At 59.3% G+C, this 22,291-nt stretch carries 19 protein-coding genes and 1 pseudogene; 8 read left to right on the top strand and 12 right to left on the bottom strand.

The genetic code is table 11. The features are described 5' to 3' along the window. The first annotated feature begins 125 nt into the window (after positions 1–125). Positions 126–593: a bacterioferritin gene (gene bfr / locus AB4O11_RS05190; RefSeq protein ID WP_047303712.1), complete on the top strand. Its 468-nt coding sequence runs from the start codon at positions 126–128 to the stop codon at positions 591–593. 64 nt (positions 594–657) lie between these two features. Here bfr and uvrA read toward each other — a convergent pair. Next, positions 658–3,493: pseudogene (gene uvrA / locus AB4O11_RS05185) on the bottom strand (excinuclease ABC subunit UvrA). A 190-nt stretch (positions 3,494–3,683) separates the two neighbouring features. On the opposite strand from uvrA, the gene AB4O11_RS05180 reads away from it, so the two are divergent. The 3 genes from AB4O11_RS05180 to AB4O11_RS05170 all read left to right on the top strand — a co-directional run bounded on the left by AB4O11_RS05180 (position 3,684) and on the right by AB4O11_RS05170 (position 7,067). Continuing rightward, positions 3,684–5,081, top strand: a complete 1,398-nt coding sequence (locus AB4O11_RS05180; protein ID WP_093434412.1) for an MFS transporter — start codon at positions 3,684–3,686, stop codon at positions 5,079–5,081. A 9-nt stretch (positions 5,082–5,090) separates the two neighbouring features. Continuing rightward, a complete protein-coding gene (locus AB4O11_RS05175; RefSeq protein ID WP_008081898.1) occupies positions 5,091–5,615 on the top strand; it encodes a single-stranded DNA-binding protein in 525 nt (174 codons plus the stop codon). A gap of 246 nt (positions 5,616–5,861) precedes the next feature. Continuing rightward, positions 5,862–7,067 carry an acyltransferase family protein gene (locus AB4O11_RS05170; protein WP_099757308.1) on the top strand — a complete coding sequence of 402 codons (1,206 nt, stop codon included), beginning with the start codon at positions 5,862–5,864 and terminating at the stop codon, positions 7,065–7,067. An 80-nt stretch (positions 7,068–7,147) separates the two neighbouring features. Here AB4O11_RS05170 and AB4O11_RS05165 read toward each other — a convergent pair whose 3' ends face one another. The 7 genes from AB4O11_RS05165 to AB4O11_RS05135 all read right to left on the bottom strand — a co-directional run bounded on the left by AB4O11_RS05165 (position 7,148) and on the right by AB4O11_RS05135 (position 12,393). After that, positions 7,148–8,305: a glutathionylspermidine synthase family protein gene (locus AB4O11_RS05165; protein ID WP_460130307.1), complete on the bottom strand. Its 1,158-nt coding sequence runs from the start codon at positions 8,303–8,305 to the stop codon at positions 7,148–7,150. 2 nt (positions 8,306–8,307) lie between these two features. Then, a complete protein-coding gene (locus tag AB4O11_RS05160) occupies positions 8,308–9,003 on the bottom strand; it encodes a DUF1190 domain-containing protein (RefSeq protein WP_460130306.1) in 696 nt (231 codons plus the stop codon). Positions 9,004–9,020: 17 nt separating this feature from the next. After that, positions 9,021–9,446 (bottom strand): DUF350 domain-containing protein, encoded by a 426-nt coding sequence (locus AB4O11_RS05155; RefSeq protein ID WP_007917221.1) that lies wholly within the window; start codon positions 9,444–9,446, stop codon positions 9,021–9,023. Positions 9,447–9,460: 14 nt separating this feature from the next. Beyond that, positions 9,461–10,111, bottom strand: coding sequence for a DUF2491 family protein (locus AB4O11_RS05150; RefSeq protein ID WP_093434420.1), 651 nt, complete (start codon positions 10,109–10,111; stop codon positions 9,461–9,463). A gap of 199 nt (positions 10,112–10,310) precedes the next feature. Continuing rightward, a complete protein-coding gene (locus AB4O11_RS05145; RefSeq protein WP_016983574.1) occupies positions 10,311–11,009 on the bottom strand; it encodes a PspA/IM30 family protein in 699 nt (232 codons plus the stop codon). 17 nt (positions 11,010–11,026) lie between these two features. Then, the gene (locus AB4O11_RS05140; RefSeq protein WP_186621718.1) at positions 11,027–11,695 is read right to left on the bottom strand and encodes a YjfI family protein; all 669 of its coding nucleotides are present in this window, start codon (positions 11,693–11,695) and stop codon (positions 11,027–11,029) included. 143 nt (positions 11,696–11,838) lie between these two features. Next, positions 11,839–12,393: a cysteine hydrolase family protein gene (locus AB4O11_RS05135; RefSeq protein WP_460089074.1), complete on the bottom strand. Its 555-nt coding sequence runs from the start codon at positions 12,391–12,393 to the stop codon at positions 11,839–11,841. Positions 12,394–12,495: 102 nt separating this feature from the next. Here AB4O11_RS05135 and AB4O11_RS05130 point away from each other — a divergent pair, with 102 nt between their 5' ends. The 3 genes from AB4O11_RS05130 (at position 12,496) to AB4O11_RS05120 (ending at position 15,633) form a co-directional block, all read left to right on the top strand. Continuing rightward, a complete protein-coding gene (locus AB4O11_RS05130) occupies positions 12,496–13,497 on the top strand; it encodes a GlxA family transcriptional regulator (RefSeq protein WP_460089073.1) in 1,002 nt (333 codons plus the stop codon). 278 nt (positions 13,498–13,775) lie between these two features. Next, a complete protein-coding gene (locus AB4O11_RS05125; RefSeq protein WP_460130303.1) occupies positions 13,776–14,885 on the top strand; it encodes a DUF3182 family protein in 1,110 nt (369 codons plus the stop codon). Continuing rightward, positions 14,875–15,633 carry an alpha/beta hydrolase family protein gene (locus AB4O11_RS05120; protein WP_093434434.1) on the top strand — a complete coding sequence of 253 codons (759 nt, stop codon included), beginning with the start codon at positions 14,875–14,877 and terminating at the stop codon, positions 15,631–15,633. The genes AB4O11_RS05125 and AB4O11_RS05120 overlap by 11 nt, the downstream gene beginning before the upstream one ends. Before the next feature lie 115 nt (positions 15,634–15,748). On the opposite strand, the gene AB4O11_RS05115 is transcribed toward AB4O11_RS05120, so the two are convergent. The 4 genes from AB4O11_RS05115 to AB4O11_RS05100 are packed head-to-tail and all read right to left on the bottom strand — an operon-like array spanning position 15,749 to position 19,723. After that, positions 15,749–16,735 carry a lysylphosphatidylglycerol synthase domain-containing protein gene (locus tag AB4O11_RS05115; protein ID WP_186621724.1) on the bottom strand — a complete coding sequence of 329 codons (987 nt, stop codon included), beginning with the start codon at positions 16,733–16,735 and terminating at the stop codon, positions 15,749–15,751. Continuing rightward, the gene (gene clsB, locus AB4O11_RS05110) at positions 16,732–18,006 is read right to left on the bottom strand and encodes a cardiolipin synthase ClsB (protein ID WP_099757301.1); all 1,275 of its coding nucleotides are present in this window, start codon (positions 18,004–18,006) and stop codon (positions 16,732–16,734) included. Before clsB ends, AB4O11_RS05115 begins: the two co-directional genes overlap by 4 nt. Beyond that, positions 18,003–18,800, bottom strand: coding sequence for an endonuclease/exonuclease/phosphatase family protein (locus tag AB4O11_RS05105; RefSeq protein ID WP_095048826.1), 798 nt, complete (start codon positions 18,798–18,800; stop codon positions 18,003–18,005). Before AB4O11_RS05105 ends, clsB begins: the two co-directional genes overlap by 4 nt. Next, positions 18,797–19,723, bottom strand: coding sequence for a DUF72 domain-containing protein (locus AB4O11_RS05100; RefSeq protein ID WP_460130300.1), 927 nt, complete (start codon positions 19,721–19,723; stop codon positions 18,797–18,799). The genes AB4O11_RS05105 and AB4O11_RS05100 overlap by 4 nt, the downstream gene beginning before the upstream one ends. A gap of 360 nt (positions 19,724–20,083) precedes the next feature. Between AB4O11_RS05100 and AB4O11_RS05095 the strand changes: the two genes are divergently transcribed. Continuing rightward, positions 20,084–22,177, top strand: a complete 2,094-nt coding sequence (locus tag AB4O11_RS05095) for a mechanosensitive ion channel family protein (protein WP_460130298.1) — start codon at positions 20,084–20,086, stop codon at positions 22,175–22,177. Positions 22,178–22,291: the final 114 nt, after the last annotated feature.

Genomic DNA, 22,291 nt, shown 5'->3' with positions numbered 1-22,291 from the left:
TGGGCGGTTTTTGCGTTATTTAGGCTGCTTTTCTAAGAATATCTTCGCTTTTATTGCGCGAATCGGGTGACCTTCCGGTCAGCTTGGTTCAAACTACAGACTTTCAAGTAGGGAGATGTAGGGCGATGCAAGGCCACCCAGACGTAATCGATTACCTCAACACGTTGCTGACCGGCGAACTGGCCGCGCGTGATCAATATTTCGTTCATTCGCGGATGTATGAGGACTGGGGGTTCACCAAGCTCTACGAGCGAATCAACCATGAGATGGAAGAGGAAGCCGGTCACGCTGATGCGTTGATGCGCCGAATTCTGATGCTCGAAGGCACGCCGCGTATGCGTCCGGATGATCTGGATGTCGGCACCACTGTGCCGGAGATGCTCGAAGCGGATCTGCGTCTTGAATACAAAGTTCGCGCAGCGCTGTGCAAAGGCATCGAGTTGTGCGAGCAACACAAGGATTACGTCAGCCGTGAGATCCTTCGGATTCAGCTCAACGACACTGAAGAAGATCACACCTACTGGCTGGAAAAGCAGTTGGGCCTGATCAAGTTGATCGGTCTTGAGAACTACCTGCAATCCCACACGTCCTGATTGCAATCGATACAAAAAGCCCCTGTCACTGATGAAGTGACAGGGGCTTTTTCATGCCTGGCGTTTAAGCCCGATCGCGGATCAGCAGCGGCTTGAGGTAATGACCGGTATGAGATTGCTTCATCTCGGCCACATCCTCAGGCGTGCCGGTGGCAATGATCTGCCCACCTTTGGAGCCGCCCTCCGGCCCGAGATCGACCAGCCAGTCAGCCGTCTTGATCACGTCGAGGTTGTGTTCGATGACAACCACAGTGTTGCCGTGGTCGCGCAGGCGATGCAGCACGTCGAGCAATTGCTGGATGTCCGCGAAGTGCAAACCGGTGGTCGGCTCATCGAGGATGTACAGTGTTTTGCCGGTGTCACGCTTGGACAACTCGCGAGACAGTTTCACTCGCTGCGCCTCACCACCCGACAACGTGGTCGCCGACTGCCCGAGCTTGATGTACGACAGGCCGACATCCATCAATGTCTGTAGCTTGCGCGCCAGTGCTGGCACCGCGTCAAAGAACTCCCGGGCCTCTTCGATGGTCATCTCGAGGGTTTCGTGGATGCTCTTGCCCTTGTATTTGATCTCAAGGGTTTCGCGGTTGTAGCGCTTGCTCTTGCACACATCGCATGGCACGTAGATGTCTGGCAGGAAGTGCATTTCCACTTTGATCAGGCCGTCGCCCTGGCACGCTTCGCAGCGGCCACCCTTGACGTTGAACGAGAAACGCCCCGGGCCGTAACCACGGGAGCGTGACTCGGGTACGCCGGCGAACAGCTCGCGGATCGGGGTGAACAGGCCGGTATAGGTAGCAGGGTTGGAGCGCGGTGTACGGCCGATCGGGCTCTGGTCGATATCGACCACTTTGTCGAGATGCTCCAGTGCCCTTGATGCTGTCGTGCGCTGCCGCTTCCAGCGTGGTCGCGCCGTTGAGGGCCGTGGCGCTCAGCGGGAACAAGGTATTGTTGATCAGCGTCGATTTGCCCGAGCCGGACACGCCGGTCACGCACGTCAGCAGACCAATCGGGATGTCCAGATCGACATTGCGCAGGTTGTTGCCGCGCGCCCCTTTGAGCGACAGATTGAGCTTTTTATTGCGTGGCGTGCGTTTGGCCGGCACTTCAATCTTCACGCGGCCCGAGAGGTATTTACCGGTCAGGGAATCCGGGTGCGCCATGACTTCCGCCGGCGTGCCCTCAGCCACGATCTGCCCACCATGCACACCAGCCCCCGGGCCGATATCCACAACGTAATCGGCCAGACGAATCGCGTCTTCGTCGTGTTCGACCACGATCACAGTGTTGCCAATATCACGCAGGTGCTTGAGCGTGCCGAGCAAGCGGTCGTTATCACGCTGGTGCAAACCAATGGACGGTTCGTCAAGGATGTACAGAACACCGACGAGACCGGCACCGATCTGGCTGGCCAGACGAATACGTTGTGCTTCGCCACCGGACAGCGTATCGGCACTGCGGTCCAGCGACAGGTAGTCGAGACCGACGTTGACGAGGAACTGCAGACGCTCGCGAATTTCCTTGAGAATCTTGTCGGCGATTTCGCCGCGACGGCCAGTCATCTTCAGCTCGCCAAAGTACTCGCAAGCGTCTCCGATCGGCAGGTTGGTCACCGCTGGCAGCGTTTTCTCGCCAACCCACACATGCCGCGCTTCGCGACGCAGACGGGTACCACGACAATCCGGGCACGATTGGGTGCTGAGAAACTTGGCCAGCTCTTCGCGCACGCTTGCCGACTCGGTCTCGCGGTAGCGACGCTCCAGGTTCGGCACGATGCCTTCGAACGGGTGCGAACGTTTGACGATATCGCCACGGTCGTTCAGGTATTTGAAGTCGACGTTCTGCGAGCCGCTGCCATGCAGGATGAATTTCTGCTGATCGGCCGGCAGTTCGTTGAACGGTACTTCCAGGCTGAAACCATAGTGTGAAGCGAGTGAGCCGAGCATCTGGAAGTAATAGACGTTACGCCGGTCCCAGCCGCGAATCGCACCTTCGGCCAAGGTCAGATCGCCATTGACCAGCCGTTTGATATCGAAGAACTGCTTCACCCCCAGGCCGTCACAGGTCGGGCAAGCGCCGGCCGGGTTGTTGAAGGAGAACAGCTTCGGTTCCAGTTCGCTGATCGCGTGGCCGCAGATCGGGCAGGCGAAGCGCGCGGAGAAAATCATCTCTTCGCCCGGTTCGTCGTCCATCGGTGCGACAAGTGCAATGCCATCCGCCAGTTTCAACGCGGTCTCGAAAGATTCGGCCAGACGTTGCTGCAGATCGGCGCGAACCTTGAAGCGGTCGACGATCACATCGATCGAGTGCTTTTTCTGTTTATCCAGTTTGGGCAGTTCGTCCAGTTCGCAGATCCGCCCGTTGACCCGGGCGCGAACGAAACCTTGGGCGCGCAGCTCTTCGAAGACCGAAAGGTGTTCACCTTTGCGCTCGCGAATAACCGGTGCCAGCAACATCAGTTTGCTGCCTTCCGGCTGCGCCAGCACCAGGTCGACCATCTGGCTAACGGTCTGCGCTTCCAGCGGAATGTCATGATCCGGACAGCGTGGCGTACCGACGCGTGCATAAAGCAGGCGCAGGTAGTCGTAGATTTCGGTGATGGTGCCGACCGTAGAGCGCGGGTTGTGCGAGGTCGACTTTTGTTCGATGGAGATCGCTGGCGACAGGCCTTCGATGGTGTCAACGTCGGGTTTTTCCATCATCGACAGAAACTGTCGGGCGTAGGCCGACAGCGATTCGACATAGCGGCGCTGACCTTCGGCGTAAAGCGTATCGAAGGCCAGGGACGACTTGCCGGATCCGGACAGGCCGGTGATGACGATCAGCTTGTCCCGTGGCAGGGTCAGGTCGATGTTCTTCAGGTTGTGGGTACGGGCCCCACGTATCAGGATCTTGTCCAAAGTGGCCTCGCTCGGCGGGCGTCGAAAACGTAGGAGTATACGGGCAAATACTGGATGGATGCACACTATCAAGCGAAGGGTTTTTACCTTACATGAAGAGAGTTTCATCTATACGCGTCATAGCGTCGCGATATACCCCGTCTTTCGATGGGACTGGTAGAATCGCCGCCGGTTCACACGAGGTTTTTCCATGCACGATCCCCACAGCGAACGCATGAGTGGTAGCGAGACTCGCGCAGCGAGCGGTCTGGCCCTGGTGTTCGCCTTCCGTATGCTAGGCATGTTCATGGTGTTGCCGGTATTGGCAACCTACGGCATGGACCTGGCAGGAGCGACCCCGGCCCTGATCGGGCTGGCTATTGGCGCTTACGGTCTGACCCAGGCGATTTTCCAGATTCCGTTCGGGATCATTTCCGACCGCATTGGCCGCCGTCCGGTGATTTACCTCGGGCTGATCGTTTTTGCCCTCGGCAGCGTGCTGGCGTCTCAGGCAGACTCGATCTGGGGCGTGATCGCCGGGCGGATCCTGCAGGGCGCCGGGGCGATTTCAGCGGCGGTGATGGCGCTACTCTCCGACCTGACCCGCGAACAGCACCGCACCAAGGCAATGGCGATGATCGGCATGACCATCGGTTTGTCGTTTGCCGTGGCCATGGTCGTCGGGCCTTTGCTGACCCGCGCTTTCGGTCTGTCCGGACTGTTCCTCGCCACCGGTGCCATGGCACTGGTCGGTATTGCCATCATCATGTTCATGGTGCCGCGCTCCACCGGGCCATTGCAGCATCGGGAGTCCGGGGTGGCGCGTCAGGCCTTGATGCCGACGCTCAAGCATCCGGATCTGCTGCGCCTCGATCTGGGCATCTTTGTGTTACATGCCATGTTGATGTCGAGCTTCGTTGCGTTGCCGTTGGCGCTGGTGGAAAAAGCCGGTTTGCCCAAGGAACAGCACTGGTGGGTCTACCTCACCGCGCTGCTGATTTCGTTCTTCGCCATGATCCCGTTCATTATCTACGGCGAGAAGAAACGCAAAATGAAACGAGTTTTGCTCGGCGCCGTCATGACGCTGATGCTGACTGAGCTATTCTTCTGGCAGTTCGGTGACAGCCTGCGGGCTCTGGTGATCGGTACGGTGGTGTTCTTCACCGCGTTCAATCTGCTGGAGGCTTCATTGCCGTCGCTGATCAGCAAGGTTTCACCGGCGGGCGGGAAGGGCACGGCCATGGGCGTGTATTCCACCAGTCAGTTCCTCGGTTCAGCACTCGGCGGGATACTCGGCGGCTGGCTGTTTCAGCATGGCGGTCTGTCGGTTGTGTTCCTCGGATGCGCGGGTCTGGCTGCCATCTGGCTGGCCTTTGCTGTTACCATGCGTGAACCTCCCTACGTGACGAGCCTGCGCTTGCCGTTGTCGCCCGAGGCGATCCGCGAAGCGGGTCTGGTCGAGCGCCTCAAGGCCCTCGTAGGGGTAACCGATGCAGTGATAGTTGCTGATGAAGCGGCTGTTTACATCAAACTGGACAAAGAATTAGTGGATCGCGACACCCTCGAACGCCTGGTGAACAACCCGGCCGGGGCTGCTTGCGAAGCCTAGGAGAACGTTATGGCCCGTGGGGTTAACAAAGTCATATTGGTCGGCACTTGCGGCCAGGATCCCGAAGTTCGCTACCTGCCTAACGGTAACGCCGTGACCAACCTGAGTCTGGCCACCAGCGAACAATGGACCGACAAGCAAACCGGTCAGAAGGTCGAGAAGACCGAGTGGCACCGTGTTTCGATGTTCGGCAAGGTTGCGGAAATCGCCGGCGAATACCTGCGTAAAGGTTCGCAGGTCTACATCGAAGGCAAGCTGCAGACCCGCGAGTGGGAAAAAGACGGTATCAAGCGTTACACCACTGAAATCGTGGTCGACATGCAAGGCACCATGCAACTGCTCGGCGGCCGTCCACAACAGGGCGACCAACAAGGCGGTGGCAACAACTACCAGCAGTCGGCTCCGGCTCCACGCCAGCAGGCTCCGCGTCCGCAGCAGTCGGCTCCACAGCAGCGTTCGGCCCCGGCTCCTCAGCAGGCCGCACCGCAACCTGCTCCGGATTTCGATAGCTTTGATGACGATATTCCGTTTTGATTTTTCCCTGAGCCGACATCTGGTTTAGGTTCAAAGCCCCCGCATTGCGGGGGCTTTGTCGTTTTGGCGAAACATAAAACCAATCTTCGCGTCTCCACGTGAGTCGGTAAAGTTTGCCGAAGGCTCTTGAACGCCATCGCAAGCCATTCCATGATCGGCGCCGGCGGCTGGAGTACCGGCCGATCTTCTCCAGAACAGTTTGCGCGACGATCAGTGCCTGTTCATTCACAAAAACAAGAGAAACCGATGAGCAGCACTAAAAACAAGGAAATTGAGTTTCTGCGAGGGGTGGCCATTCTCATGACCATCTTTGCCCATCTCCCTCAGTTGCTGCCGTTCTTCGGTCTGTACCTGTTGAAGGTGTTCAATGTGTATGCGCCATGGACCGGCGTTGATCTGTTCTTCTGTATCTCCGGTTTCGTCGTCAGCAAGGCCTATCTCGATTACTTCGATAAGAACCGCGAGCAGAACCGCTTTGGCCTTGCGGCAACGTCTTTCTGGATTCGGCGGGCTTACCGTCTGTTGCCGACAGCCTGGCTGTGGGTGTTGATACCGCTGGCGTTCTCGATCTTTTTCAACCAGTCGAATGCGTTCCAGTCCTGGTATGAAAACTTGCGCAGTTTCACCGCGGTGGCGACGTTTTCCGGCAACCTGGCGAATCAGTACGGTGTGTTGCTGGGGCCGAACTCCGTGTACTGGAGCCTGGCGCTGGAGGAGCAGTTCTACTTCATCTTTCCGTTGTTTCTGTTGCTGGTGACGTCGACCCGCTGGCGCGTGCTGATTCTGATTTTGCTGATTGCGGCGCAATTTCCGTTCAATCGCGATACTTTCGCAGCCCCTCCCGCGCCGATGCTTTTCTCGTTCCGCCTGGACGCGATGATGTGGGGGATTCTGCTTTGCCTGTTTACCCGCACCTCGTTATACAAGGATATTGAGCCTGTCGGGCTTGGCGGCAGCAGGTTCAAGCGTTTGGCCGTCACGTTGTTCCTTTTGTACATGATGGGCGCCATCGCCGGTCAGATGATCATGGCGCCGATTGCCGTCGGTCTGATCGCGATCACGGCGTTGATCATTGTCTGGCTCGCCAGTTATCAGAAGGGCTACATCTACTGCCCGGCGCTGCTCAATGGTCTTTTCCAGTGGCTCGGTTCGCGCTCTTACGCGTTATACGTGGTGCACATCTTTGCCTACCATCTGAGCACCGAGATCTGGACGCGCGTTGCCGCCAGCAGAGACATGGAGCTGGGGGCTGCCTTCACGGTTGAGCTGCTGCTGACCTCGCTGGTGATCATGGTCGTATGCAGTGAACTCAATTTCCGCTTTGTCGAAACGCCGTTGCGGCGCCGTGGCGCAGAGATTGCCCGGCGCAGAATGGCCGGCGTTAGCGCGACCGAAACGGCCAGAGAAAAACCATCTGTGGAAAAGCCTGCCCGCTCGGTGGATATTGCCTGACCCGGCACAGCAACGAAAAAAACCGCAGCGCGCAAACGCTGCGGGGTTTTTTAGTGTCGGGCAGACCTCTGCCGCGCAAGTCAGTCGAGGATCAGGTGTGGCAGAAACCGGCTCGAATCCTTGGTGATCAAACTGTTGTCTTCCCGCACCCCAATCCCTGCGGCCTGATCGCCAACTACCCACGAACCGATCAGCGTGTAGCTGTCGCCAAACTTCGGCAACGGCGCAAACTCCTGCAGGATAAATGGCGCATCCGTGTAGGGCCCGTCCTCTTTGACGATCAGACCGTCAGCCGTTTGCAACTCAATGTTCGCCCCTTCGCGGGAAAAGTACGGCTTGCGTACCCAGCCTTTCGGCACTGCATTGGTCGGGTTCGGATCGAGATGCGCCGCCAGAAGATTCGGATGCCCTTTGTGCAGTTCCCACAGTAATGGCAGTGCACCCTTGTTCGACAGAATCGCCTTCCACGCCGGTTCGAAAAACTGCGTATCGCACTCGGCAATCGCCGCGCCGAAGGGCTCGTGGAAGATGAATTCCCAGGCATGCAGTTTGAACAGGTGCGGGATCCAGCGATCTTCCAGGTCGACGAAGCGCCCTTCAGCCGTCAAACCGATGTCTTCGATATCGATGTGCCGCGACTCGATGCCGACTTTCTCGGCGATCAGCCGCAGATAATCCGTTGTGCCCTTGTCCTCGACCGAGTCTTTCATCGAGGCAAAGTAGAACGGCCGCTTCAGTTGTAATTCGGCGAAGGCCTGATGCAGATGGGTGTCGATGCTGTTGAACTGGTCGGCATGACGCGGCAGCGTGCCGCGCTCGATGCATTGTTCCAGCCAGCCCCACTGGAACGCCGCCGCTTCATAAAGACTGGTCGGCGTGTCGTAGTTGAGCTCCAGCAGCTTCGCCGGGCCGTTGCCGCTGTAGGAAAAGTCCATGCGTCCATACAGATGCTGATGACCTTCCCGCCAGGACGTGCGGATCATGTCGTAGTACGCCGCCGGGATGCTCAGGCGATCCAGCAACTCTTCGCTGCTAACCACACGGTCGACCAGATCCATGCACATCTCGTGCAGTTCGGTGGTCGGGTCCTCAAGATCGTTTTCGATTTGCGCAAGCGTGAACTGGTAGTACGCGCTTTCGTCCCAGTACGGCTCATCGTCGATGGTGTGAAACATGAAACCGAGGCTCTCGGCGGTCTGTTTCCAGTCGGGGCGCTCGGCGCAGAGGATCTTCTTCATCGTCAGCTGCTCGAACGACCAGAACCAGAACTGCCGCCCCAACCACCCCAGCCGCTACGGGCACTGGACTGGCTGCCGAAGCCGCCGCGTGAGGTCGAAGAAGCCACGTTGACCGGTTTGCTTTTGCTGCTCTCGTAATCCGTTTGGCTGCGCGTCGTGGTTTCGGCTCTGCGGTACTGCGTCGAGGTGTTGTACGGCTGGCGCGTTTCGCGATCGCGGTAAACCGTGCGTTCGGCGTTGTTGCTCATCGCGTTGCCGATCAGCCAGCCGGTCAGCCAACCGTTGCCACCGCCACTGGAGGTGTGCGAAGTGTTTTGCACACTCTGCACAGCCGCCGCATCACCCGCAGGCATTTGCGCGCCGGCGATGGCGTCGAGATTCTGCGCCGGCTCACCGTCTTTCGGCACTTTGAAGCCGCCGAGTCTCGGCACGAAGCGGCCGTCAGAATTCTTCTGGCACCAGTCAGCGGCAAAGTCCGCGTCGCACTTGGCCTTGTTGTCGTACGCCGGGGCAATGCGCCGATGTTCGGTCAGGGCGGCGACGTAAGCGTTGGAGCAGACATCGGCGGCCACTTCGGCGTCGACGCACTGTTCCACATTCTGGAAACTTCGTGGTTGATCTGCGGCTGTCGCCTGGCCGGAAATGGCCATCGCCACCGAGGCGGCGAGGGACAACTGAACGTATTTGCTGCGTTTCATCTAAGGCTTCCTGCCGATCAGTTGGACGGTGTCATGCACGCGGCGTTGAGCATGCCGACGCTGATCGCGACCGCAGCGACATAGATACCCGAAGCCACTTCGCCGTTGGCGATGCGCTGGGATGTGCCTTTGAGCACCAGGCCCGTGGCGAGGAATGCCAGCAGTTGCACCACCGCGGCAATCACCGCCCAGAGCACGAAGTCGAGGACGTTGACCGAAAACGCAATCACGTTACTGGCCGGAATCGCGAAGCCGATGATCGCGCCGGACAGGGCGATGGCGGCGGCAACGTTGCCGGAGCGGATCAGCTCGAACTCTTTGTGCGGCGTGATGCGGGTATAGACAAATTGAAACAGCATGAACAGCAGCACGGCGCCGATGAGGTAGACGACGAAACCGACCAGCGCGGTTTTGTTCAGGGAAACGGCCAGCACTTCCAGCATGAAAAACTTCCTTTTTAAATGGTGCTCAGATCTGTCGTGTACAGCGAAATGCCGAGCGAGGTGCTCAGGCTGACGGTGCCTTCTTCGTCCTGTTCGACGGAGAACAGCAGCAGTTCGCGGCGATCGGTCAGGCCGGTCTCGCGCGCATAAAGCATGGAGTGGTGTTCGATGGTGTAGCTCTCGTCCGGATTGACCACTTGTTCGGTCATCGGTACGAGTTCGGTCTGGCCTTGTTCGGTGCCCCACTCGCGGGTGTATTCGACACCGTCGTGGCTGTAGGCGGGCAGACCTATCGAGCTGTTGGGGCCGGCCAGGCGTTGCAGTTCGGCGTCACTGTTGACGGTCACGTAACTGAGGTAGTTGAACAGGGTGACCGATTCGATCTGGTCGTCACCGGTGACGTGGATCTGCAGCCAGAAATCCTCGTCGTTCATGTAATAGCGGTGCAGTTTGTTGGACTGGCCGAGGTCGACCCAGCCATGGCTCCAGATCGCCTGATCGAAGGGCACCCGCACCGTGGTCGAGCCATCGAGCAGCAGCGCCAGGGTTGTATCGAACCTGACGGCCTTGCCTTGCGCCATGCCGAGTGGGCCACTGGCAACGGTCGGTGTTGGCGCAGCGGTCTGCCAGTTGCTGGTGCCCAGCAAGTCTTTAAACCATCCCATGGGTACGTTCCTTGAAGCGGGTGGAGGTGTTCGTCGGCGAAAAAAGCGTGGCTAGTGTACCGGGCTGAGCGATCAACGACACGCCACAAACCATGTGGGAGCGAGCCTGCTCGCGAAAGCGTCATGTCAGCTGACTCATATGCCGACTGATACTCCGTCTTCGCGAGCAGGCTCGCTCCCACAGGTTTCGTGCAAATGCTTACTGCGAGGACTTCTGCTTCAGACGCTCAAGAATCGCATTGGCGCTGCCTTCGTTCGGCGTGATGCCGGCGTCGCGCAGTTTGCGTTCCAGATCGTTGCCGGTCGAGGCGTCAGCCAGCTCATCGGCCGCGCTGAGTTCAGCCGCACGTTGCTGCTGCTTGGCCTGCAGACGGTTCAACGTACCGACGGCAGTTTCCAGTTTGCCATTGGCGCCGCCGCTGGCGATGGAAGCGCTGACCTGAGCTTTCTGCACGCTTTCACGGGCCTTGGCCATGTCCACTTGCTGGCGCAGGCTCTTGATCCGCGACTCGGCTTTGCTGATGTCTTTGCGCATGTTTTCGGCGTAAGTACCGAATTCGTCGCTCTGCTTTTTCTCAACATCCAGCTCGTTGGTCAGGGTCGAAATCGCTTCGGCCACTTCCAGTGCCAGGTCTTCACGGCCGGCGTTCAGCGCCGAGACGGCTTTGGCCTCCAGATCCTTGATCTTGGCGTCGTACTCGCTTACGCGGTCGGCGGCCAGTTTGTGTTTGGCCATGATGGTGACCAGTTCGCGACGGGCGTTCGACAGCGCGCTGTCGGCATCGCGGATTTCCTGATCGAGGATGCGCAGGGCCTGTTGGTCCGCGATCGCTTCGCCGACTTCATTGGCGCCGCCGCGCAGTGCGGTGAACAACTTGCTCCAGATGGACTGAGTCATTGGATATTCCCTGTTGATTACTTGAAGAAGTGTTCGAAGGCTTCGCTCGCGCGCTGCACGTTGTCGACCAGGGTTTTCACCTCGGTAACAACGTTGGTCAGGCTCGAGTCGGCGCTGAGGGCGCCAAACATGTTGTAAACGGTCTGCCCGTTCGGCATCGACTCGATACCGATCGACGACAGCGGGAACATTTCCCGGCTGCGCAACACGGCATCGTTGAAGGCGCGCACGTCGCTGATCGAATCGATGTCCACCAGCACGGTGTCGACGATGATCTGCTGGCCGGCCAGGGCGATGTGAATCGGCAGACCGCCGAATTCGTTCATTTCCAGCTTGATGCTGGGTTCGGAGCTCTGGATCAACGACAGCGTGATTTCTTGCGAAGCCACCTCGTCGAGGGCCTTGAGGGCGTTGAAGAGGCTATCGATGGTCCAGTTGTTGCCTGCGCTCATGTAATTCTCCGACATGAAAGAGCCAGCCAGAATCGGTTGGCGTAGCTGTTGCTCCATTTGCTTGAGCAAGCTTCGGTTTTCGGGAAGCACCCAAGTTTCGTGTTTCACATAACCTGCTGCGGCCAGGCCTGCGCGCATCTGCTTCATATAGAAACTCGAAGGTTTTTTCGCAGACGGTTTTGCGCGATCCCCCTTGGGACTCTCTGATTTCGCGGTGGGGGAACGGCTTTTCATGGCAATGGCTCGGTTATGGACATCTCACGCGTGAGCCACACTACAACCAATTCAAAGTGCCATCAATGGCTCACGCGTGAGATTTTTATGACAGACGAAAAAAGGCCCGCTACGAGGCGGGCCCAGGTTTTTCGCAGAATGACTCAGTGTTTGGCAGCGAGGTATTCGTCAGTAGATACCACGCTGGCGTAGGCGAAACCCAGCGCCGACATGAACGCGGCATGGACGTGTGCCGCCGGCACCGTCAGACCATTGAACGCCAGGTCACGGCTGGCGCAGGCGTCATGAATCACCGTGACGGCGTAACCCAGATCCGCCGCCGCGCGGGTAATGCCGTCAATGCACATGTGGCTCATGCTGCCGACCACCACCAGCTCCTTGATGCCTTGTTCGTCGAGGATCGCTTGCAATTCGGTTTCGCGGAACGAGTTGACGAAGTGCTTGAGTACTACCGGTTCATCGGCGCGATTGAGCACTTTCGGGTGTAGCTTGGCGCCGTCCGAGCCCGGGGTGAAAAACGGCGCGTCCGCTGAGGTGAACTCGTGGCGGATGTGGATGACCGTATTGCCGGCCTCACGGAAGGCGGCGATCAGCCGGGCGGCGTTGTCGGCAGCGGCGTCGGCACCGGCCAGCGGCCACTTGCCTTGGGGGAAGTAGTCGTTCTGGATATCGACTACGATGAGCGCTTGCTTGGCCATGGGGGGTGTCCTTGATGTGTTGGCTGGAAGTGGCTGCAGTATTGGCGCTGATCAGCGATTCGGGGATTGGCCGCACCGACAATAGACAGGGGAAAACTGACAATGGGCGCAGAAAGTGCCGCCATCGCTGAATTGGGTGTGCTGATCTATCCCGGCGCGCAAATGGCGGCGGTGCATGGTCTGACCGATCTGTTTGCGGTGGCCAACCGGATTGCCGCCGAACATCAGGCCGCGCAGTTGCCGGTGCTGCGGGTCAGTCACTGGCAGGTCGAAGGTGAGCAGCCGCCAACGCGCACTTACGCCAGTCATGCGGGTGACGACAGGGCTTTGCTGGCGGTGCTGATTCCGCCATCGATCGGCGGGTTCTCGGCGGCGCAAGCGCCGGCCAGCCTGATGCAATGGTTACGGGATCAACATGCCCACGGTGCGACGCTGGGCGGGGTTTGCGTAGGCTCGCTGATGTTGGCCGAAAGCGGTCTGCTCGACGGCCGCAGCGCCACCACCCATTGGACCTCGGCCAAGGCCTTCGCCGAGCGCTACCCGAAGATCAAGCTCAAGGCTGATACCCCGATTGTCGACGACGGCGACCTGATCACCACGGCCGGATTGATGGCTTGGTCGGAGCTGGGATTACGCCTGGTCGACAGGTTGCTCGGGCCGAGCATTGCCACCGGCACCGCGCGATTTCTGGTGATAGAGCACAGTGACAGCGCCAGTGAGTGCGGCAGTAATTTCGCGCCGATTCTCGGGCATGGCGATGCGGCGATTCTCAAGGTTCAGCATTGGCTGCAAAGCACCGGCGCGACGGATGTTTCGCTGACGGCGATGGCCGAGCGGGCAGGCCTGGAGGAGCGCACGTTTCTGCGCCGGTTCCGTGCGGCAACCGGGTTGAAACCGACCGAGTACTGCCAGCATCTGCGGGTGGGCAAGGCACGGGAAATGCTCGAATTCAGTAATGGCACGATTGATCACATTGCGTGGACGGTGGGTTATCAGGATCCGGGGGCGTTTCGCGCGATATTCAAGAAGATTACCGGGCTGGCGCCGAGTGATTATCGGACGCGGTTTGGTGTGTCCCCAAACCCGAAGCCGACGAATATCTAATGTGTGCGAGCCTGCTCGCGAAAGCGGTGGATCTGCGAAACTGTTGTTCGCTGGCACTACGCCTTCGCGAGCAGGCTCGCTCCGACATTAAACTCCACCGGGCCATAGATCGTGCAATTTGCCGGGGATCGGCGCGCGGTCGTGCAGATTGAAACAGGCGCGGTGCCAGTACGATTCTGGCAAGTTTCTGATTAGGCTAGGATTTTTGTGGAGCAGCCGTTGGCCTGATCTCTGCACCTCTTACCGCCACAGTTATCGAACCGATGGAAGGGGGGCGCATGACCCCGACACCCAGCAGGAAAATCGTGGTTGCCCACTCGGTGCGCCCTGACGCGCCGCAGCACGAAGTGCAAACCAATAAAGCCCTGGCGCGCTGGCTGGCGCAGATTCTCGGATGCAAATTCGGCGGCAGTTACGATCCGGACAAACATCGCGGTCGTGAGCTGTATCTACTGCCGACGCAAACCATTGTCGGCACGGCCAGCGCTCAGCAACTCGGCATCAAAGGACCGGACGATCTGTGGGGAGGTTTCGTCGAGCACGACTTCATCTGCACCAAAGCCATCAGCCACGGCCTGCGCAGTCATCTGGCCCACGCGCCGCGAGGCTGGTCGCCATTGTTTTCCGAGCGCGTGCGCAACGTGGTGCTCGACGGCCTCAGCGTGTTTGCCTTGGAAGATGCACGACCCGCCGCCGAACATCTGCTGTACAGCGGCCCGATACGCATGAAGCCGGTTCACGCCTGCGCCGGTCGAGGCCAGGAAGTGATCAAGAGCCTTGATGCCTTCGACGAAATCCTGTCCCGACCCGACATTGCAAAGCAGTTCAGCGAAGGCGTGGTGCTGGAGCAGGACTTGAGCGACGTTGTCACCCACAGCGTCGGCCAGTCGTTCATCGGCGATAAAGTGCTGAGTTACTGCGGTGATCAATACTTGACCCAGGACGCCCACGGCGAAGAGGTTTACGGCGGCTCGAACTTGCTGGTAGTGCAGGGTGGTTACGACGAATTGCTGGCGCTGGAATTGCCCGACGATGTTCGCCTGGCCATCGAGCAGGCGCAGGTCTTCGACGGTGCTGCGGATGAAGCCTATCCGCGCTTTTATGCCTCGCGGCGCAATTACGACATCGCCCAGGGTCTGGACAGCAACGGTAAATCCCGCAGCGGTGTGCTCGAACAATCCTGGCGCATGGGCGGTGCCAGCAGTGCTGAAGTTGCCGCGTTGCAAAGCTTCGTCAACGATCCGGGGATGCGCGCGATCCGTGTGTCTTCGGTAGAAACCTACATCGATCAGCCGTTGCCGGCGGATGCCATCGAGGTTTATCGCGGCCCGGCTGAGAACAGCGAATTTCTCCTCAAATACGTAACGGTCAAATCCTATGACGGCTAGAAGCGAAAGCATTCAAATCGACATTGATGATGAACAGATGAGCGGGACCTTTCTCAGTCCCAAATCGAAAGTGCCTGGCGTGTTGTTTGTCCACGGTTGGGGCGGTAGTCAGGAGCGTGATCTGGAGCGGGCAAAAGGCATCGCCGGTCTCGGGTGTGTGTGCCTGACGTTCGACTTGCGCGGACATACCGGCGGTACCGGGATCCCGCTGACCCGCGTGACTCGCGAAGATAACCTGCGTGATTTGCTCGCGGCGTACGATCGTCTGCTCGCGCATCCGGCGCTCGACACTTCGGCTATCGCCGTGGTCGGCACCAGTTATGGTGGGTATCTGGCGGCCATCCTGACCTCATTGCGCCCGGTACGCTGGCTGGCACTGCGCGTACCGGCGCTGTATCGCGATGAGCAATGGCACACACCCAAGCGCGATCTGGACAAGGCGGATTTGCGTGATTATCGAAGCACGCTGGTGCGCGCGGACACTAACCGCGCGCTGCATGCCTGTTCACAATTCACCGGGGATGTGTTGCTGGTGGAGTCGGAAACCGATGATTACGTGCCCCATGCGGCGATCATGAGTTACCGCGCGGCGTGCCAGCAGACCCATTCACTGACGCACAGGATTATCGATGGCGCGGATCATGCGTTGAGCGAACCGGTGTCGCAGCAGGCCTACACCTCGATTCTGGTGGACTGGATTACCGAGATGGTGGTGGGCGAGCGGTTGAGCATTATTCAATCAGCATGATTTTTTAGTGTTCTTTCGAACGCTATCGCGAGCAGGCTCACTCCTACATTTTGGAATGCGTTCACTTGTAGGAGTGAGCCTGCTCGCGATAGCGATTTCGAATTCAAAAACTAACTCAAGAGGGGTTTTTCTCGATCCGAAGCGCCTTGGCCTTGGCCTCAACCACCAGATACATCACCACCGTAATCAACAACGGCAACAGAAAATAAATCGCCCGATACGCCAGCAACCCCGCCACCAGACTGCCGCGCGAAGCCTCGTGTTGCAGCAGCGCCACAAACACCGCCTCCAGCACCCCAAGCCCCGCCGGAATATGCGTAATGACCCCGGCAATCGCGCTGATCAGCAACACCCCCAGCACCAACGGATAATCCAGTTTGCTCGGCAGCAACGTGAAGATCACCGCCGCCATCAGCGACCAGTTCAACGCTCCCAACAGCAGTTGCAGGACCGCCATGCGCAACGACGGTAGATTGATTTCCACCCCGCGAATCGACCACTCGCGGCGCTTGGAAAACTGGCACGCCGCGAGATAGCCGGCACTGATCAGTAGCAACAGCACGCCGATGCCTTGCAGCGCACTGCTGCTTATTTTCCAGCCCGGCGGCATCGTCACCAATCCACTGCTGAACACCACGCCGGCAATGGTCATGTAGCCAAACCAATTGGTCGCCAGGCTCAGCCCGAGAATCTTGGCGATGTTGCCTTTGCTCACGCCCAGTCGCGAATACAGGCGATAGCGCATGGCAATGCCGCCGACCCAGGCACTGAGATTGAGGTTGAACGCATAGCTGATGATCCCCACCGGCAGGATCTGCTTCCAGGTCAGGTCCTGACGAATGTAGGTGCGGCCGATCAGGTCAAAACTGGCGTAGACCAGAAAACTCAGCAGGGTCAGGCCGGCGGCGATGATCAGCGTGCGCAGCTTGAAGTCGGCAAGGGTTTGCAGCACTTCGGCCCATTCGATACGCGTGGCGAACAGCGTCAGCAAGACGATCAGTGCGAGGAAAAACAGCAGGCTCAACGGGCGTTTCCAGCGACTCCATTTCGAGTGCGTCGCTGGTGCCGAATGACCGCTCGAATGCGCTTCGGAATGGCTCATGGCGTGTTTCCTCGAAATGGCTTGAGCCGTGGTTTGTGCGCCGGCAGCCAACCGGCCATCGCCGGAAAATGCCGCAGAAAGTGAAACACCAGAAAACCCACGGTCATGTGCCAGATCCGACCACGCGGGGACTTGCTCGGGTCCATGGCTTTGCAGTGGTTCTGGCTGAGGTCTTCGAGGCGCTCGAACAGATGCTGATTGAACGCGCGGTCGCGGATCAGCACGTTTGCTTCCAGGTTCAGCGACAGACTCAGCGGATCGAGATTGCTCGAACCGACGGTGCTCCATTCTTCATCGACCAGCGCGACTTTGCCGTGCAGCGGGCGCTGGCAATATTCGTGGATCTGCACCCCGGCCTTGAGCAAGTAGTCGTAGGTCATGCGCGCCGCCAGTTTGGCCACCAGCATGTCCGGTTGCCCCTGCAGAATCAGGCGCACCTCGACTCCACGGCGTGCCGCATTGCGGATTTCCCGCAACAGGCGATAACCGGGGAAGAAGTAGGCGTTGGCGATCACGACCCGGCGTTTGGCGCGCCGCAGCACCTGCAGATACACGTCTTCGATGTCGGAGTTGTGCTGGTCGTTATCGCGGAATACCAGGCGTACTTGACCGTCGTGATCGTTGAACGCCATTTCCGCGCGGCGCTGGCGCCGGCGTTGCCACCAGAAGCGTGCGCGTCCGGGGCGACCGCTTTGCAGCAGGGCAAAGTGGTGGATGTCAGCGACCACCGGCCCCTGGACTTGCACCGAGTAATCCTGCTTGGCTTCGGGGCCAAAATCGGCCAGGTGATCGCCGGAAAAGTTGATCCCGCCAATAAACGCGACCAGGCCGTCGACCACCACGATCTTGCGGTGCAAGCGGCGGAACCAGTTGGTGCGGATGCCCAGGCGTTTCGGTGCCGGATCGAAGATTTGCAGGTGTACGCCGGCTTCGCTCAGTGCGGTGAGATAACCGGTGCTCAACTCGCCGCAACCGAAGCCGTCGAAGCTCACGGTGGTGCGCACGCCTCGTCGCGCGGCGTCGATCAGAATCTCCTGCAACTCGGCACCGACCTTGTCTTCGAAAACGATAAACGTCTCAAGGAGGATTTCACTCTTCGCCGCGCGCATCGCGTCGAACACCCGCGGGAAATACTCCTCGCCGTTCTCCAGCAACTCAACGCGATTGTTGCCCTGCCAGCTGTACTCGACATCAACATGGCCGGGCTCGCGTATCGGCGGGTTGATGGCGATCGGTTCCACGGCGGATTTCTCCAGCGGCGCACTGCTCATAGTTCGATCTCTACCGATAAAGGAACGTGGTCGGAAAGGTGCGACCAGGGCCGGTTCGCCAGGACTTTCGGCTGGCTGGCCTTGAGGTTGCGCACGTAAATACGATCAAGCCGAAGTGCTGGCAGGCGCGCGGGAAAGCTGCGCGCCGGTTTGCCCTGGTGCTCGGCGAATACTTCGCGCAGGCCGCAGGGTTTGAGCTGCGCATCGGCGCGCTGGCGCCAGTCGTTGAAATCGCCAGCGACGATCACTGGTGCGTCGTCGGGCAACTCCGCCAAGCGTTGCATGAGCAAGTCCAGCTGGGCGTTGCGATGACTCTCGCGCAGGCCCAGATGCACGCAGATCGCATGCACTTCGGTGCCGTCACCGGGCAGGCGCAGGACGCAATGCAGCAGGCCACGGTTCTCATGGCCGCTGATCGATACGTCGAGGTTGTCGTGGCGAATGATCTGGAATTTCGACAGCAGCGCGTTGCCGTGATCCCCCTCCGGGTACACCGCGTTGCGCCCATAGGCGAACTGCGGCCAGAGGCTGTCGGCGAGGAATTCGTACTGCGGCATCGTCGGCCAATTGTTGTAGCGCTTGGGGTGCTGTTCGTGGGTGCCATGGACTTCCTGCAGAAACACCACGTCCGCGGCGACGCTGCGCACTGCTTCGCGCAACTCCGGCAGGATGAAACGCCGGTTGAGGGCGGTGAAACCCTTGTGGGTATTGACCGTCAGCACGGTGAACGTGCGTACCGATGGCGCGACTACCGAACCTTCGTCTGTAAAACCGACCGGTTCCGGAATGCTCATGCCAACACTCCTTCGCCAGCAGGTTCGCCGGGGGTGGTGGCGAGGTCTTTATCCAGTTCGAAACGATGCAGCAACTCGCGAGCGTCATACGGTGCGCGGACTTTGATGTCGTTGTCGAAATAGCAGAAAACTTCGCGGGATTTGCGTGCGCGTGGCTTCAAGCGTGGCGCGATCAGATGAGCATCTTTGGGTTGCTCGCCGTGGTGCCAGGCGTCGATGCGCTCGGCCCAGCGCTTGAGTGCCGGTGCGGTGTAGCCACTGGCATAAAGTTCTTCGGCGCCGTGCAGGCGCAGGTAGACAAAGTCGCTGGTGAGGTCTTCGCGGTACGGCCATTTATTGGCAGTGTCGGCGATCACCAGTGCGGTGTTGTGGCGTTTCAACAAGCGCACAAAGTCGGGATCGAGGAAGCTATCGTTGCGGATTTCCACGGCATGGCGCAGTGGCTTTTTGCGCCAGGCTTTCATGCTGGCGTGGCCATGCAGGTGGGAGTCGTGTTGATGGGCGAGGGTGGCGGCGGCTTCGGTATCGTGGGGCAGTAGCGCGAGGAAATGTTCAAAGCGCTCAGGCTCGAATTTGAAGTTCGGCGGGAACTGCCAAAGGATCGGCCCGAGCTTTTCCTTGAGCTCCAGCACCCCCGAGGCGAAGAAATTGGCCAGAGGCTTTTCGATGTCGCGCAAGCGACGGATGTGGGTAATGAAACGCGGCGCCTTGACGCTGAAAACGAAGTCGTCCGGCGTTTCGGCGTACCACTGTGCATAGCGTTCGGGCCGTTGCAGGGCGTAGAACGATCCATTGATTTCGATGCTGTTGACCGCCCGCGAAGCGAACTGCAATTCGCGTTTCTGCGCCAGTCCCTTGGGGTAGAAGTCCCCGCGCCACGGTGCGTAGCGCCAGCCGGAAATACCGATGTGGATCGTTGCCATGCCGCCCTCCGTCGAAAGTCCTCGTGTTGCCGGTATCCTTTGATGACTGCGGGCGGTTCGGGAAAGTTTCGACGGTATTACGGACGGTCACGTCTTGAGGCGAAGATCAAAAGCGCTCCCCCTCACCCCAACCCTCTCCCCCAAGGGGGCGAGGGGGAAGGGAGCTGATCTGCAGAGTTCTCAGGATTCGAGTTCGACTCAGGACTTTCAGGTCGTTGCAGCCAGATCAGGCAACTCGGTCAGCTCCCTCTCCCTATGGGCGGTCCGACGTTTCGGGAGGGCTGGGGTGAGGGTGCTCTTGAACTTGCTGTGCAATTACCGATCAGTTCCTTACAGGTTCAGCCAAGGGAGATCGGAGTTTTGGGCAAGTTCAGGATCGCCATTCTGCTGGGAGTACTGTTGTTTCTCGGCGCCAGTGAAATCGACGCCGCCGCGTTGCCGGGCATCCCGGCCGCCGCCGAAGAGCCGGCCAAACTCGAGCCAATAGTGCAGGGCGGTCTGCTCGGTGCAATCAGTTCCAGCATCGACGACGTCCAGGACAAACTCGATCTCAACGAACACCTGGTCGACGCCTGGCGCCTGCGCGCCGATCGCGCCGCCGATGAAGTCGGCAAACTGGTCAACCAACCCTCGAACCGCTCGGGCTGGAGCGTCGCCGGGGACTTCCTCACGCTGTCGGGCGTCTGGCTTGGCAGTTTCGCGTTGTTGACCGTGCTCGGCAGTTTGATGGCCAAGCGTCTGCGCGAGGGCCGCTGGTTGCGCACCCGCCAGCGCAGTCAGGATCTGATTGGTTACTTGCTGCCGTACACCGTGCCGGCGCTGATCTGCCTGCCGCTGACGCTGTACGTCAGCCATTTTCTGCAAGCTTCGGTCGGCCGCGCGTTGGCGCTGTGTCTGGCCTACGCCACCAGCAGCGGCATCTTTTCCACCTCGATGTTGTTGTGCGTGGTGGTGATGTTCAACGTCGGTCATAAACGTCCGGCGGCGCTGATCATCCGCAACTACTGTCCACGACCGCTGTTCCTGATCGGTTTCCTCGCGGCTCTCAGCGACGCGCTGACCAGCCCGCAGATCGCCCGACAACTGGGCGGCAATATTACCAGCAGCGTCGCGGTGTTCACCGGGCTGATCGCCTCGATCATTTTCGGCTTGCTGGTGATTCGACTGCGCCGCCCGGTGGCGCATTTGATCCGCAATCGTTCGCTGAGCCAACGCCTGAAACAACCGTCGTTGCAGGAGTCGCTGCGGATTTTCTCGGGGCTGTGGTACTGGCCAATCGTGCTGATGGTGCTGGTCTCGGCGGTCAATCTGATCGGCATCGGCGAGGACAATCAGAAAGCCCTGCGTTGCGCGTTGTTCACCACGGTTTTGTTAATCGGCACGGTATTCCTCAGCACGATCCTGCAGCACTTGTTCAAGTCACGAAAAGCCGAAGCGATCCAGCGCAGCAGCGCCTACAAGGAACGTTTTCTCAGCCTCTTGCATGCCTTGCTGCGGATCGTCATCGCTATCGCCTTCATCGATATTCTCGGGCGGATCTGGGGCGTTTCGTTGCTCGATTTCGCTCAGAGCAGCACGGTTGGACGAGCCATCAGTAACGCGCTGAGCAGCATTGCCCTGATCTTCCTGGTCACGTGGTTGCTGTGGGTGGTACTCGACACGGCGATTCAGGAAGCACTGAAACCGCCGCTCAGCAAACGCGCGGCGCGCCAGCCGAGTACGCGAGTGAAAACCATCCTGCCGCTGCTGCGCAACGCGATCAAAATCATCCTCGTGGTGATCTGCGCAATCACCACTATGGCCAATCTGGGGATCAACGTTGCACCACTGCTGGCCGGTGCCGGAGTGGTCGGTCTGGCCATCGGTTTCGGTTCGCAGCAACTGGTGCAGGACGTGATCACCGGGCTGTTCATCATCATTGAAGACACCCTGTCGATTGGCGATTGGGTGGTGCTCGATTCGGGCCATGCCGGCACCGTCGAAGGGCTGACCATTCGCACCCTGCGTCTGCGTGACGGCAAGGGCTTTGTGCACTCGGTGCCGTTTGGTCAGATCAAAGCAGTGACCAACCAATCGCGGCAGTTTGCCTTTGCGTTTTTCTCGGTGCAGTTCACCTACGACACGGACGTGGATAAGGCCATCGAGTTGATCCGCGAGACCGGCGATTCGATCCGCGAAGACCCGTTCCTAAAGTACAACCTGCAAGGGCCGCTGGATGTGTTTGGTGTCGACAAGATGGATTTGAACGGCGTGGTGCTGACGGCGCAGTTCCGCACGGTATCCGGTGGGCAGTATGCGGTGAGCCGGGCGTTCAATCAGCGTTTGAAGAAGCTTGTGGATAACAGCCCGGTGGTGCATTTCGCGCAGACTTATCCACAGCAGGTTTTGTTGCCGAAGCGGCAGCAGGAAGGGGCGGTGGTGGTGAGCGAGGTGCCGCAGGAATCGCGGACTTAACGGGTAGATTTTTGGTGGGAATGCCAGCGCTATCGCGAGCAGGCTCACTCCTACAGGGGAACGCATTCCAAATGTAGGAGTGAGCCTGCTCGCGATGGCGCCAGACCCGCCAAC

It is taken from the genome of Pseudomonas sp. H1_D05 (assembly GCF_054682705.1).
Note: the sequence above shows the minus strand (reverse complement) of the source record. Positions and strands in the feature narration are given on the sequence as shown.